Source organism: Escherichia sp. R1, assembly GCF_003000935.1.
Lineage (GTDB): Bacteria > Pseudomonadota > Gammaproteobacteria > Enterobacterales > Enterobacteriaceae > Escherichia > Escherichia coli.
This window is the reverse complement of the sequence record NZ_PSRU01000030.1, coordinates 16,663-31,651: the sequence shown is the minus strand read 5'-3', so window position 1 is coordinate 31,651 and position 14,989 is coordinate 16,663. Positions and strand designations below refer to the sequence as shown.

At 54.8% G+C, this 14,989-nt stretch carries 13 protein-coding genes; 11 read left to right on the top strand and 2 right to left on the bottom strand.

What is annotated here, in order from left to right; all coding sequences use genetic code 11:
- Together tssI and C4F37_RS24940 are read right to left on the bottom strand one after the other, a co-directional pair.
- A partial coding sequence (gene tssI / locus C4F37_RS24945; protein WP_158701362.1) for a type VI secretion system tip protein TssI/VgrG occupies positions 1-796 on the bottom strand: 796 nt, incomplete at its 3' end.
- A gap of 220 nt (positions 797-1,016) precedes the next feature.
- A complete protein-coding gene (locus tag C4F37_RS24940; RefSeq protein ID WP_001142963.1) occupies positions 1,017-1,535 on the bottom strand; it encodes an Hcp family type VI secretion system effector in 519 nt (172 codons plus the stop codon).
- Positions 1,536-2,240: 705 nt separating this feature from the next.
- Between C4F37_RS24940 and tssB the strand changes: the two genes are divergently transcribed.
- From tssB to vasI, 11 genes are read left to right on the top strand one after another with little or no spacing between them, the layout of a single operon-like run.
- Positions 2,241-2,744, top strand: a complete 504-nt coding sequence (gene tssB / locus C4F37_RS24935) for a type VI secretion system contractile sheath small subunit (protein WP_000041480.1) — start codon at positions 2,241-2,243, stop codon at positions 2,742-2,744.
- 22 nt (positions 2,745-2,766) lie between these two features.
- Positions 2,767-4,251: a type VI secretion system contractile sheath large subunit gene (gene tssC / locus C4F37_RS24930; protein WP_000111582.1), complete on the top strand. Its 1,485-nt coding sequence runs from the start codon at positions 2,767-2,769 to the stop codon at positions 4,249-4,251.
- Between the two features lie 4 nt (positions 4,252-4,255).
- Entirely contained in the window at positions 4,256-4,681 is a 426-nt protein-coding gene (gene tssE / locus C4F37_RS24925; RefSeq protein ID WP_000946068.1) for a type VI secretion system baseplate subunit TssE, read from the top strand.
- Between the two features lie 5 nt (positions 4,682-4,686).
- Positions 4,687-6,528, top strand: coding sequence for a type VI secretion system baseplate subunit TssF (gene tssF, locus C4F37_RS24920; RefSeq protein ID WP_001538293.1), 1,842 nt, complete (start codon positions 4,687-4,689; stop codon positions 6,526-6,528).
- Positions 6,492-7,541 (top strand): type VI secretion system baseplate subunit TssG, encoded by a 1,050-nt coding sequence (tssG, locus tag C4F37_RS24915; protein WP_000896714.1) that lies wholly within the window; start codon positions 6,492-6,494, stop codon positions 7,539-7,541. The genes tssF and tssG overlap by 37 nt, the downstream gene beginning before the upstream one ends.
- A gap of 16 nt (positions 7,542-7,557) precedes the next feature.
- Complete coding sequence (gene tagH / locus C4F37_RS24910) at positions 7,558-8,838, top strand: type VI secretion system-associated FHA domain protein TagH (RefSeq protein WP_001362877.1); 1,281 nt, start codon at positions 7,558-7,560, stop codon at positions 8,836-8,838.
- Positions 8,835-9,359 (top strand): type VI secretion system lipoprotein TssJ, encoded by a 525-nt coding sequence (gene tssJ, locus C4F37_RS24905; RefSeq protein ID WP_001013423.1) that lies wholly within the window; start codon positions 8,835-8,837, stop codon positions 9,357-9,359. The genes tagH and tssJ overlap by 4 nt, the downstream gene beginning before the upstream one ends.
- A 2-nt stretch (positions 9,360-9,361) precedes the next feature.
- Complete coding sequence (tssK, locus tag C4F37_RS24900) at positions 9,362-10,708, top strand: type VI secretion system baseplate subunit TssK (protein ID WP_000224516.1); 1,347 nt, start codon at positions 9,362-9,364, stop codon at positions 10,706-10,708.
- 13 nt (positions 10,709-10,721) lie between these two features.
- On the top strand, positions 10,722-11,477 hold the full coding sequence (gene icmH / locus C4F37_RS24895) for a type IVB secretion system protein IcmH/DotU (protein ID WP_042005018.1): 756 nt from the start codon (positions 10,722-10,724) through the stop codon (positions 11,475-11,477).
- A gap of 9 nt (positions 11,478-11,486) precedes the next feature.
- Entirely contained in the window at positions 11,487-14,249 is a 2,763-nt protein-coding gene (gene tssH / locus C4F37_RS24890) for a type VI secretion system ATPase TssH (RefSeq protein ID WP_001538292.1), read from the top strand.
- On the top strand, positions 14,246-14,989 hold the full coding sequence (gene vasI / locus C4F37_RS24885; protein ID WP_001538291.1) for a type VI secretion system-associated protein VasI: 744 nt from the start codon (positions 14,246-14,248) through the stop codon (positions 14,987-14,989). Before tssH ends, vasI begins: the two co-directional genes overlap by 4 nt.

Sequence of the window (14,989 nt, the reverse complement as noted above, 5' to 3'; positions counted from 1 at the left end):
CCTTGAACCTTCCCGGATAATCAAATATCTCATACTGTTCAAGCTGTCCGTTCAGGTTCTCACCCTGCTGCTCATACATCCCCGGCCAGTCCGGCACCTTAAACGTGTAATCCTGGCTCTGCACCGACGACGGGCGGACATGCGCCTCATAACGGAACATACTGACACACTCCGTCTCCGCTCCTGCCGATGTGTCCGGGTTAAACGGAAGCTCTCCCGCCTGTGACAGCCCCGCCACATCGTCGCACAGCGTCAGCTTCTGCTCCGGACTGTCCGCCGCAAACCGCTCAAAGAAGAAAATACCCTCCTCCGCCCACAGCCGCGCCAGAAACGCCAGGTCGCTTTCCCCGTACTGGACACAGAATTCCCGCGCCGGATGGTCCTCATAAAACAGCGGCGTCCACTCTGTGACGCCGTTCTCGTTCAGCAGCATGGCCGATATCGTCCGGATATCCTGCTGCTGGAAGATGCGGAAGTTCTGCCGCAGCCCGCACCGCCATAACGGCGGCTCAATACACAGGTGGTAACGCATCTGCCAGCCATTGTTCTCCTGCATGCCAAAGCCCGCCACCACGCCTGTGACATAACGCTGCGGGATGACGCCCTGCCAGATGGTTAGCGTTGCCTTCTTCTCCAGCAGCATCTCCGCCGTCTGCATAAAAGAATCGCTGGCGACATCCACACTCATCACAAACGGATAAGACTGGTTCTGGATTAACCTGAAATTCACCACTGCAAAGGTGTCCGGCTCCTGGCCGTCAACCTCCAGCGTAAAGCGAAGACCTTTTAAGGACATAATGACCTCCCTGATTCATTCACGGACCAAATGATTCCCACCATGCAGCAAAGGGTACCAGTGCAGCGTTACACTCATCTTTACATTTTCAGGTACGCTACCGCCCGGGTTTCCGGCATCCACCATCTCCCTCATGAAAGCGTAACTCCTTACTGACACTCATTTTTTACACGTACAAAAACAACATCCTGCACGGAGGCAGGATGTTGTTGACTCAGATTTATGCTTCCAGCGGTGCACGCCAGTCATCGGCACCAGAAGTACCGGATTTGATGTGCTCCCACTCAACCTTACGGTAGGCCAGTGATACTGCGAGCAATTGCGTAAACTCACGCTGTGCAGGGTCCTGGCAGTGCGGCATATGCAGGTTCATGTCCACAATCGTCGCGTCAGTAAGACGTGTGGTGAAGTAGTGCTCCTGCTTGCCTTCAACAGAGGTACGCCACCAGTGCAGCTCCACTTTCGGCAGCATTTCACCGGAGGCCAGCGCGTTGTACAGCAGCGGAACGGCTTTGTTCAGCGCCACGGTGAAAATGAACGGTTTGTGAGCACGCTGCCCGGAAGGCTGACCAGACTGCGGATCGGTTGGAACAGTAACGTTATGCAGAAACTCCTGCACCAGCATTTCATCTTCGTGTCCCTGCACGTAGATATTGCCGACAGAATCTGCGGTGAAAGCACCGGCAGTGATGTTCCCCTGGGTCTGACCTGTAATTGAAATGTAACATGGGGTTGGCATTTATGAACTCCTTGTGAAATTATCAACTGCTGTTTTACGAACAACCCGTCGTTAATCCCCGACAGGTTAGAGTGTGATGCGGCTCACATCAGGAACCACACCCTTTTCTTTATTCGAGTTACAGGCACACGTAATTAGCACCTACCGAAAAACTCTTTTATGGTGTTTAAATATATTTTTAGTCAATTTCAGAACACGATCACATAAGCTAAAAATATATCAACATCAACAGTAGAATTATCCATAACGTATCCTTACCCCCATAAAAACCTACAATTTCTTCAAAAATCAATCATTACAACACTTACTTCACAATCGTTCCGGCACGCAATTAAGATATTCCTTAAAGGAATTTCTTATGATGTATTTCTAGCAATTAATTAATTTATTTATAAAACCATACATAAAACTTATTAATCAATTTAATAAACACATATAAATCAATGCATTATGTAACTTTATTAGCCGTAAAATCATATTCACTAAGTCTATAAATACCAAATTGATTTAACTCTCATGTATTAATAATGAAGGATACATCTCTTTCAAAAATATAAATAGTTCTTTTAATATTTTATTTCATGAGTAGAATACCGATCACAACAGAAGGAAGGTTACATTATCTAACTGCCACTGAAACGGTATTGTCGGTATTTGTATGCAGTACGAAAATGCTGTGCTCATGGCCTGAACGGGAACATTTTTATGAGCAAAATGAACAACAATGGCGGCAGTGTCGCGCCGAAAGAAAGAATCAGCGTTCGGTATACACCAAAAGTTGATGGGGTGGCTGCTGATATCGAATTGCCGCTGAATTTATTGATCACCGGCAATCTGAAAGGGAAACCAGATAACACGCCGTTGGATGAGCGAACTGCCATTGCTATCAACCGCTATAACCTCAACGCAGTCATTTCAGAAGCTGACATTGAACGGGAGTTTGTTGTTCCGGCTGAACTCAGTGACGCTCCCAATGAGCAAATGTACGTCAACCTGAAAGTCAAATCTATGGATGACCTTTCTCCTGACCATATTGCCAGCCAGGTACCAGAAATAAAACGTCTGCTCGAATTGCGTGAAGCCCTGGTCGCACTTAAGTCTCCACTAGGCAATATTCCAGCCTTCCGCGCACAACTTCAGGCGCTACTGGAAAACGAAGACACCCGCGAGCAGCTGATCCAGGAACTGGGTATCGCCGTTCAGAAATAATTTTCACAGAAGGATATTCAGTATGTCAGTAAAGGAAGAAATTGCTCCCGTCAGCGCGTCTCAAACCGCCGCGCCCCCATCTCTGCTTGATGAAATCATGGCGCAAACCCGCGTCCAGCCTAAATCAGAAAGCTACGATATCACCCGCCAGGGCGTGAGCGCCTTTATTGCCGCCATGTTACAGGGCGACAGTAGCGCTGAACCTATCAATATCCTGGCCGTTGACGCCATGATTGCTGATATTGATGCCCGAACCAGCAGGCAGATGGATGCCATTATTCATGCCCCGGAGTTTCAGGAACTGGAATCCCTGCTGCGCTCGCTGAAGCTGCTGGTTGAACGCGCGGATACACGGGAAAACATCAAAGTCCATTTCCTGAATGTCACTCAGGAAGAACTGCTGGATGATTTCGAATTTGCACCTGAAATCACGCAGTCTGCGTATTACAAGCATGTATATTCAAGCGGTTACGGACAATTTGGCGGTGAGCCAGTGGCGGCGGTAATCGGCAACTTTGCCTTTAAGAACACCACGCCGGATATGAAGCTGCTGAAATATATCAGCCAGGTCAGCGCGATGGCGCACAGCCCGTTCCTGTCGTCAGTATCATCCGAATTTTTCGGTCTGGATTCATGGACAGAGTTACCGGGGATCAAAGAACCGGGTGCCATCTTTGAAGGCCCGGCCTACTCCCGCTGGCGCGCCCTGCGTGAATCGGAAGATTCCCGTTACCTGGGCCTGACCGCCCCCCGGTTCCTGCTGCGCCACCCTTACTCACCGGATGAAAACCCTGTCAAAACCTTCCGTTACCATGAAGATGTCAGCCAGAGTCATGAGTCTTATCTGTGGGGGAATACCTCGTTTTTACTGGCCGCCAACCTGGCGGAAAGTTTTGCTAAGTATCGCTGGTGCCCAAATATTATTGGCCCTTCCAGCGGCGGCGCAGTCAAAGACCTCCCGGTGCATCTGTATGAATCCATGGGGCAAATGCAGGCAAAAATTCCGACTGAAGTGTTGATCACTGACCGGAGAGAGTATGAGCTGGCGGAAGAGGGCTTTATCACACTGACCATGCGTAAAGGGTCTGATAATGCGTGCTTTTTCTCGGCCAACTCGGTGCAGAAACCCAAAACATTCCCCAAAACCCCCGAAGGCAAGGCTGCGGAGACCAACTATAAACTCGGCACCCAGCTGCCATACTTGTTTGTTATCAGCAGGTTAGCGCATTACATCAAGGTAATTCAGCGCGAACAGCTTGGCTCATGGAAAGAACGTAGTGACCTGGAGCGTGAGCTGAACACCTGGATTCGCCAGTATGTTGCTGACCAGGAAAATCCGCCTGCCGAAGTCCGCAGCCACCGGCCTTTGCGTCAGGCTAAGATCGAGGTACTGGATGTGGATGGTGAGCCGGGCTGGTACCAGGTCGCGATTTCTGTCAGACCGCATTTTAAATACATGGGTGCCAGTTTCGACCTGAGCCTGGTCGGACGACTGGATAAGGAATAATCCGATGCTAAGACGGGATTCAGGACCAACCGGCAGTCTTTTTGAACGTATCCGTGAGGCGGCAAATCCGCCTTCATATCAGAATCCAAAAGAAGCACTGATACGTTCCATCAGACGTAACCTGCGACAGGTCCTGAATACCCGCTCCGGCAGTTGTTATGGTTCACCGGAGCTGGGGATTACTGATTTAAATGATGAATCGCTGGCCTCCAGCGATTTCAGACGAGAAATCCGTAAGTCCATTAGCCAGTGCATTTTACATTACGAACCTCGTATTACCGATGTTGTTGTTACGGCTGCTGCACCGGATGAATACGCCCCTGTGGAACTGTGTTTTCATATTGTGGCTACGGTCGATGTCAGCGAAACCAGGGGAGTGTTTGAATTTGACATTTTGCTGGACAACCATCAACGCTATTGTGTGGAGTGATCTCTGTGGCTTTTGAAGAACGTTACTACCGCGAAGAGCTGGATTATCTTCGCCAGCTAGGCAAACTGCTGGCGCAGGAAAAACCACATCTGGCCCACTTTCTGGCCGAGAAAGAGGGTGATCCGGACGTGGAGCGTCTGATGGAAGCCTTTGCCTTTATGTCCGGTAGCCTGCGCCAGAAACTTGAGGACGAATTCCCCGAGTTCACCCATGGGCTGATCCGTATGCTGTGGGCAAACTATTTACGCCCGGTTCCGGCCATGACGGTTATTGCCTATGAACCCAAAACCGATCAGTTAAAAGTCCCTGTTCAGGTCTGTCGTAATGAACTGATCAGAAGCCGCTCAGAAAAGTCCTCCCTGACTGCTCAGAAGGCGCTGCCTGACAATCATGATAAAATCGTTTCTTCCGTAGCCTGCCATTTCACGCTGGCGCGCGATATCTGGCTGCAACCACTGCGCATTCTCGATACCCGCAACGCCAGCAGCCTGAAAGAAGGCATCATAGATATCAGTTTTACCGCAGATAACAATGTCTCCCCCGCCATGCTTGACCTGAACAAAATCACGTTCTGGCTGGGTAATGAAGACGATTATACCCGACACCAGCTTTATCTGTGGTTTTGCGAATGCCTGATGGATGCGGAACTGATTGCCGGAGAGTACCGCCTGCCGCTGCCGGATCTGTGGCTGGAGGCGGCGGGTTTTGACAACCGGGATGCTCTGCTGCCGTGGCCGAAAAATGTCCACAGCGGCTACCGCGTGCTTCAGGAGTATTTCTGCTATCCCGAAGCCTTCTTCTTTTTCCATCTGCGCGATGTTGCGCCGCTACCAGACGATTTCCCGATCAATGCGTTTACGCTGCGCCTGCACTTTAACCGCCCGTTACCTGCCGACATCAAGCTGCGCCAGGATTCGCTGCGTCTGCACTGTACGCCAGCCATTAACCTGTTTACGCATTATGCGGAACCCGTCAGGCCGGATGGGCGGATGGCGGAATACCCGCTGCGCGCCAGCCATAAGCATCCGGACGCCTATGACATTTTTCAGGTCAGCACAGTCACCAGTAAAGTCAAAGTTTCAGGTACTGAAATCAGCCCAGGTAGCCAGGCGCGTGTCTGGCCCGAATTTGAAAGCTTCCAGCACCAGATGGAGTACAGCCGCCAGCGAGAAGTCGTCTACTGGCATCACCGGACTAAAACGTCCCTGCTTCACCACGGGCTTGAACACTCTATCGCCTTTGTCCATGCAGACGGTAGCATTCCGGGCAGCTCACGGTTTAACGATGACGTGATCACCACGTCATTAATCTGTACCAACCGTATGATCCCTGCCCGGCTGCATACCGGTGATATCTGCGTGGCCGTCAACAAAAATCCGGCAGTGGCCTCATTTCGTAATGTCACGCGCCCGACACTGCCGCTCTGGCCAGTCACGGACGGCGACATGCACTGGTCGCTGATTTCCGCGATGAACCTGAACTACCTCTCCCTGCTGGACAGGGAGACACTGATCCAGATCCTGCGGACCTTCGACCTGCCAGGTGCTCACCATCCGCAGCGGGCCAGACTGTCACGCCAGAAACTGGATGCCATAGAAAAACTCGAAACCAAACCTGTTGACAGGTTGTTTAAAGGCGTACCGGTTCGCGGGCTGGCGACCACGCTGTGGATACGTCCCGATCCGTTTATCTGCGAAGGTGAAATTTATCTTCTGGGTACCGTGCTCTCGCACTTCTTTGCCCTCTACGCCAGCATCAATTCGTACCACTGTCTGAAAATCATTAACACGGAAAGTCAGGAGTCCTGGGAATGGCAGGAGAAAATGGGCCAGCACGCCCTGATATAGCGACAAAACCGCCGTTACCGGCGGATGTGCGCAACTGCAATTTCTATGTGCTGATGGAGGCGCTGTACCGTCGGCATGGCGCGCCGGGCCAGGACATTTCCCTGCGTACCGAGCCTGCCCGGGAGATCGTGCGTTTCAGCTCTGACGCCAGTATCAGTTTTCCGGGTACGGACCTGAGTGCGCTTTCCCGTAGCCAGAACGGACAGTATGTACTGCAAACCCGGTTCCTGGGTTTTTCCGGCAGCCAGTCGCCGCTACCGGGCTATTATCTGGATCAGATGGCGCAGGAGTCCGCACAGAACGAAGACGGCCTGAAAGAATTTCTCGATCTATTCAGCCACCGCTGGACACAGTTTGCCTATCATGCCTGGCGCAAATACCGCTACTACATCTGCTTTCGTAGCGGCGGTACTGACACCTTTTCACAGCGCATGTACGCACTGGTCGGGCTGGGTAATCAGAGCGTGCGTGACAGGCTTGCCATTAACCACAGCAAAATGCTGGCCTACGCCGGAATTCTGGCAACACCAGGCCGCGCGCCGGAGGTTATCTGTAATCTGGTGTCGCACTGTTTTGATTTGCCGGATGTCACCATTGAACGCTGGCAACTGCGTAAAGTCGCCATTGATCCGGCACACCAGAACCGGCTGGGTGTACGTAATCCGAAAGGAAAAACGGCTGGACATATTCCGGGGCGCTCCATACTCGGCGTTAATTTTACCCTCGGCGCACGGGTGCCGGATCGCAGCGGAAAATTCCTGTTGCAGATTGGCGGCCTGTCGCGGGAGCGTTATCTCTCATTTTTACCCGATGGCGAAAATCACCTGCCGCTGACCATGTTCCTTTCCTTTATTCTGCGCGACCAGTTTGCCTGGGATTTACGGCTGTGCCTGGCGCCACAGCAGGCTAAAGGGATGCGCCTTAGCGATCCGGCCAGCTCCCGCCTCGGCAGAACCAGCTTTATTGGTCAGCCGAAAGTACCGCCCGCCATCACAATCCGAATCAGGGAATAATTCTATGGAACCACTTATGGCTGAGGAAAAACAGCAATCCCGCCAGGCCTCACTGACTTTACAGGTGATGAATGGCAACGAACTGGAAAGCGGACGCGCCGCAAAATGCCTGTTCAGCGAAAACGGCGGTGATATTGGCCATACGCCGGAATGTCACTGGCAGGTACAGGACCGGGCGGGAAGCATTGCTGCGCGTGCCTGTACCGTTATCCGGCACGACGGAGCCTATTGCCTGCGGTGCCTGACGCCGGGACTGATGATTAATCTGGCCCCGGCCTCTTCCGATGCGCTCATCCGCCTGCGCCAGGGGGATGAGATCCAGCTCGGCGCACTGGCGCTGAAAGTGTTTCTGCATGACGGTGCAGCTGTTACCTATGACGAGCGGATGGCGACCCCGGAAACGATTGTAATGAACCGCGACAGTCTGGCGGACACCCTGCTGACCACCGAGGGACAACCGGCGTATCCGGGAATGCCGTTCCAGCATCAGCTTGCCCCCACGGTGGCGCACGGTTTTTCCAGCGATCCGCTCCAGGCACTCCAGACGGAAAGCCTGATGGTGGCAGATGATCCGATCGCCCCACGCGTTTCCCGGCCCGTAGCCCCCGCATCCGATCTGACAGGTGCAAACGGGATCAACACGCCGTTTATGGATCTGCCGCCCGGCAATGCCCGTCATGAGGACGGCGATGAATTTTCTGCCATGGCGCAGTACCACCTGGCCGTAACCCCGCTGCTGCGCGGTATGGAGTGTCCGCTGACGCTGCACAATTCTCAGGATGCGGATGAGTTTCTCGAAGAGGCCGGACGGGCGTTGCAGGCCGCCATTAAGGGATTGCTGAGTCTGCAACAACAACAGAACAGCCTGTCGGATAAACACCTGCGTCCACTAGAAGACAACCCGTTGCGCCTTGATATGGACTATGCCACCGCGCTGAACGTCATGTTCGCCGAGGGTAAAAGCCCGGTACATCTCGCAGCACCTGCGGCCATCGCCGAAAGCCTGCGCAACATCCGGCATCATGAAGAGGCTAACCGGGCGGCGATTGTGGAAGCGTTGCGTGTCATGCTGGACGCCTTTTCGCCGGGCAACCTGATGCGCCGCTTTGCGCAATACCGCCGCAGCCATGAACTGCGCCAGAAAATGGACGACGCCTGGGCATGGCAGATGTACAGCAACTATTACGATGAGCTGGCCTCCAGCCGACAGCAGGGATTTGAAATGCTGTTCAATGAAGTTTATGCCCAGGTCTATGACCGGGTGCTGCGCGAAAAACAGCGGGAGCCGGAAGCATGAACGGCAAAGCGTTTCTGGCCTGCGTTCTGATGAGCGTCGTATTAACTGGCTGTGAAACAGCGAAAAAAATCAGCCAGGTGATCCGCAATCCGGATATTCAGGTCGGAAAGCTGATGGATCAGTCAACCGAGCTGACCGTCACGCTGCTGACCGAGCCGGACAGCAACCTGACGGCGGATGGCGAAGCCGCGCCGGTGGATGTCCAGTTGGTTTATCTGAGCGACGACTCAAAATTCCATGCCGCCGACTACGACCAGGTTGCCACCACCGCGCTGCCCGACGTGCTGGGGAAAAACTATATCGATCACCAGGACTTCAACCTGTTGCCGGATACCGTAAAAACACTGCCGCCGATCAAGTTGGATGAGAAAACCGGTTATATCGGTGTCATTGCCTATTTTTCAGACGACCAGGCCACAGAATGGAAACAAATTGAGTCGGTAGAAAGTATCGGCCACCACTATCGCCTGCTGGTGCATATCCGCGCCAGTGCGATTGAGATGAAAAAAGAGGAAAACTGACGATGGCAACAATGAAAAACAAAGTGATCTGGCAGGAAGGGCTGTTTGCCCTGCCGCAGCATTTTCAGCAACAGCAGCGTCACTGCGAGTACCTGCTGACCCGTCGTCTGGATGCACTGGGTGATTTTTTCTGGGGTTTTACGGAACTCTCCATCAATACAGAACTGCTTGCCCAGGGCAAAATCATGATTGACCGTGCGGCGGGCTGTATGCCTGACGGCACCGTATTCAGCATTCCCGACCAGGATCTGCTGCCGGAACCTTTCCAGCCGGGAACCCTTTCATCGAAAGAGAGCCACAATATTTATCTGGCGCTGCCGGTGATAAGCGACGTGATCAATGAAATCCAGGGGTTGCACAGCGCCGGTCAGGGTACGGAGCGTTACCGCCTCACCCATACCCGCGTCCGTGATTTTCACACTGACGAAGGCGACGAACAGCCAGTCGGTCTGGGGCAGTTGATCCCCAGGATAGTCAGCGGCGCAGATGATCTCAGCGCGATGGTGACTCTCCCCCTGTGCCGTATCCTCAATAAAAATGCCACCGGCGCGCTGGTGCTGGACAACACCTTTATTCCCACCATTCAGGCCGTCCGTGTCAGCGGGTTGCTCGGGGCATTCTCCGGCGAGGTGCAGGGACTGCTTGCCACCCGCGCCGCTGACCTGGCCGGGCGCATTGGTTCGCCTGAACAGAGCGGGATCGCCGATGTGGCCGAATTTATGATGTTGCAGATGCTTAACCGCTATCAAATGCAGTTCACGCATCGTTCCCAACTGCACACGCTGCATCCGGAAGCCTTCTACCGGGATCTGGTGGGGCTGCTGGGAGAACTGATGACCTTTACCGAAGGTAATCGCCTGCCCTGCACCGTGGAGCCGTATAATCACCGGGATCTTACCGCGACCTTCACCAGAACCGTGATCCCGGAACTGCGGCGCGCGCTCAATACCGTACTGGTGCCGCGTGCGCAGAATCTGCCGTTGTTCTTTTCAGAGGGGACCTGGATCGCCACCATCAACGATCCCACATTGTTGCAGTCCTGCAAGCTGGTACTGGCAGTGCGCGCCAGGATGCCCTACGACCAGGTACAACGCCAGTTCATCCAGCAGTCGAAAGTGGCCGCTACCGACAAAATCCGCAGCGTGGTCAGCGTGCAGGTGCCGGGTATTCCGCTGCACACGCTTACCGCTGCGCCACGTCAGTTGCCATACCACGAAGGTTATGTTTACTTCGAACTGGAAAAAGGCACCCCGGCCTGGCAGGACGTGATAAAAGCGGGCGCACTGGCGCTGCATATCTCCGGCAGCTTCCCCGATCTGAACCTCCAGCTCTGGGCTATAAGGGGATAAGTGAATGAGCGATATGAGTGAAGCGTCGGTTTTTCCCGTGGAGCCGGAGAGCGGAACACCAGGACGCCAGTACCGTCTCGCCCTTCGCGGCAACAGCCTGAATCCAATGATTGACGCCGCCACGCCGTTGCTCGGCATGGTGATGCGTCTGTCCACTATGAACAGTCAGGCCATGCCGGAACATCTGTTTACCCAGGTAGTAACCGATGTCCAGGCCGTAGAGCAACTACTCCAGGAACAGGGATACGAACCGGGCGTCATTGTTTCGTTCCGTTACATTCTCTGCACGTTTATTGATGAAGCGGCGCTGGGCAACGGCTGGTCCAACAAAAACGAATGGATCAAACAGTCGCTGCTGGTTCATTTTCATAACGAAGCCTGGGGCGGCGAGAAAGTGTTTATCCTGCTCGAACGCCTGATCCGGGAGCCGGTACGTTACCAGGATCTGCTGGAATTTTTATACCTCTGTTTTTCGCTCGGCTTTCGCGGGCGCTACAAGGTTGCCATTCAGCAACAGGATGAATTTGAGCGGATCTACCAGCGCCTGCACCATGCCCTGCACAAACTGCGCGGTGACGCGCCATTTCCGCTACTTCATCAGAAGAACAACATACAGGGTGGGCGTTATCAGTTAATCCGACGACTGACCATCAAGCATGTACTGTGCGGCGGTCTTGTTGTGCTGACCGTATTTTATCTGTTTTATCTGCTGCGTCTGGACAGCCAGACACAGGATATTCTGCATCAGCTCAATAAATTACTCCGATAAGGACATCTTATGATCCAGATTGATTTAGCCACGCTCGTAAAGCGGCTTAACCCCTTTGCAAAACAGGCGCTGGAAATGGCTGCCTCGGAGTGTATGAGCCAGCAGGCCAGTGAGATCACCGTTGCCCATGTGCTGTTACAGATGCTGGCAATCCCGCGCAACGACGTAAGGGTGATTGCCGAACGCACAGGCATCAGTGCGGAGGATTTACGCCAGGCGCTGACCGTGGAGAGTTATCCCGGTGGACGTTCCGCCGAAGGCTATCCCAGCTTCTCCCCGATGCTGATCGAATGGCTCAAGGAGTCATGGCTGCTGGCCTCAGCCCAGATGCAGCACAGCGAACTGCGCAGCGGCGTCCTGCTGCTTACTCTGCTGCATTCACCGCTGCGCTATATTCCACCCGCTGCTGCCCGTCTGCTGACGGCCATAAACCGCGACCAGTTACAGCAGGATTTCGCAGCATGGACAAAAGAATCCGCCGAATCCGTGGATCTGGCTGGCGGGCAAACGCCCCGCGCAACGGAAACCGGCGACACCCTGCTTGCCCGCTACGCCAAAAACATGACCGCAGACGCCCGTAACGGCAGGCTTGACCCGGTACTGTGCCGCAACTATGAAATCGACCTGATGATCGACATTCTCTGCCGCCGCCGTAAAAACAATCCGGTGGTAGTGGGCGAAGCAGGCGTGGGTAAAAGCGCGCTGATTGAAGGGCTGGCGCTGCGCATCGTGGCAGGCCAGGTGCCGGACAAGCTGAAAAACACCGATATCATGACCCTTGACCTGGGCGCATTGCAGGCCGGTGCGTCGGTGAAAGGTGAGTTTGAAAAACGCTTCAAGGGGCTGATGGCGGAGGTCATTTTCTCCCCGGTGCCGGTCATTCTGTTTATCGACGAAGCACATACCCTGATTGGCGCGGGCAACCAGCAGGGCGGGCTGGATATATCCAACCTGCTCAAACCAGCGCTGGCGCGCGGCGAGCTGAAAACCATCGCCGCCACCACCTGGAGCGAGTACAAAAAATATTTCGAGAAAGATGCAGCTTTGTCGCGCCGCTTCCAGTTAGTGAAGGTCAGCGAACCCAACGCTGCCGAAGCCACCATTATTCTGCGCGGTTTGTCGGCGGTCTATGAACAATCTCACGGCGTGCTGATTGATGATGACGCCTTGCAGGCCGCTGCGACACTGAGCGAGCGTTATCTCTCCGGGCGTCAGTTGCCGGACAAAGCCATTGATGTGCTGGACACCGCCTGCGCCCGTGTGGCCATCAACCTGTCATCGCCGCCAAAACAAATCTCGGCACTGACCACCCTGAGCCACCAGCAGGAGGCAGAAATTCGCCAGCTTGAGCGCGAGCTTCGCATCGGGCTGCGTACCGACACCTCACGAATGACTGAGGTGTTGGAGCAGTATGATGAAACGCTGTCGGCGCTGGACGAACTGGAAGTCGCCTGGCAGCAGCAGCAGACGCTGGTACAGGAAATTATCGCGCTGCGCCAGCAGTTACTGGGCGTGGCAGAAGACGACGTTGCGTCGTTGCCGGACGCAGATGCCGTGGAGGATACGCCGCCAGAGGCAGAACAGGATAGTACCGATGCCGAATCGGCTGATGATGCAGGCAGCGTACAGCCGGAAGAGACCGCTGAAACAGTTTCCCCGGTACAACGGCTGGCACAACTCACTGCCGAACTGGACGCCCTGCATAACGACCAGTTGCTGGTTTCCCCGCATGTCGATAAAAAACAGATTGCAGCGGTGATTGCTGAATGGACCGGCGTGCCGCTTAACCGCCTGTCACAGAATGAGATGTCGGTCATCACCGACCTGCCGGTATGGCTCGGCGGCACCATCAAGGGCCAGGACCTGGCGATTGCCAGCCTGCATAAACACCTGCTGACCGCACGCGCCGACCTGCGCCGTCCGGGACGCCCGCTTGGTGCGTTCCTGCTGGCTGGCCCCAGCGGCGTGGGTAAAACCGAAACCGTCCTGCAACTGGCGGAACTGCTCTATGGCGGACGTCAATACCTGACCACCATCAATATGTCTGAGTTCCAGGAGAAACACACCGTTTCGCGGCTGATTGGCTCTCCTCCGGGTTATGTCGGCTACGGTGAAGGCGGCGTACTGACCGAAGCGATTCGCCAGAAACCGTACTCGGTGGTGCTGCTCGATGAAGTAGAAAAAGCGCACCCGGATGTACTCAACCTGTTCTACCAGGCGTTTGACAAGGGCGAGATGGCAGACGGTGAAGGCCGCCTGATTGACTGTAAAAATATCGTTTTCTTCCTGACCTCCAACCTTGGCTACCAGGTGATTGTCGAACACGCCGATGACCCGGAAACCATGCAGGAAGCCCTCTATCCGGTGCTGGCGGACTTCTTTAAACCTGCTCTGCTGGCGCGCATGGAAGTGGTGCCTTACCTACCGCTGTCGAAAGAGACGCTCGCTACCATTATTGCCGGGAAACTGGCCCGCCTGGATAACGTGCTGCGCAGCCGCTTTGGCGCGGACGTGATTATTGGGCCGGAAGTGACGGACGAAATCATGAGCCGCGTCACCCGCGCGGAAAACGGCGCGAGGATGCTGGAATCGGTTATCGACGGCGACATGCTGCCGCCGCTCTCGCTGCTGCTGTTGCAGAAAATGGCGGCCAACACGGCGATTGCCCGGATTCGCCTGTCGGCGGCAGACGGTGCGTTCACGGCAGATGTGGAAGATGCGCTGCCTGATGATGCCGTGACACCGCAAACAGAGGATGAAACGGTTTTATGAGCAGGTTGTGCGTTTTCCGGCAGACAGGATGGTTTATCGCGGGCCTGATGGCGGGCTTACCCGCCAGTGCCGCGCCCGCAGAAACATCGTCAGTGGCCGGTGTGGCGGTAGCTGTCGCCACAGCGACACCGCCGGATGCGACAGCCACGTTACAGGCCATGCAGTCCTGCCGCCAGGAGACGGCGGCGCTGGAGCGGCTTGACTGTTATGACCGCATTCTTGCGCCGGAACAGGCTGGCTTTGGTGGTGCCGCACTGGTGAAAGCTCGTTACCAGGGTGAAGCCTGGGCCCGCGCGACAGAACAGGAAAAACGCCGCCAGGGCAACACCACGGAGCTGCTGGTAACGCAAGTACCGGGTGAACGCCCAACGGTGGTGATAACCACCCCGGCTATCGGCCATGTTCCGCCACGCCCGGTGCTGATGTTCAGTTGCGTGGACAATATCACCCGGATGCAGGTGGCGCTGATGCACCCTCTGGATGTCCATGATATCGCCGTCACCCTGAATGCCGACAGCCGGGCATTGCGCAGCCACTGGTTTGTGCGCGAGAACGGCACCCTGCTGGAGTCCAGCCGGGGGTTATCCGGTATCGATGAAATTAAGCAACTGTTCGGCGCAAAAACGCTGACGGTGGATACCGGCACAGACAACGCCGCCGGAAAGCTGACCTTTAACATTGACGGGCTGGCACGGGTTATTGCGCCGCTACGCGACGCCTGCCACTGGGCGGGAGAATAA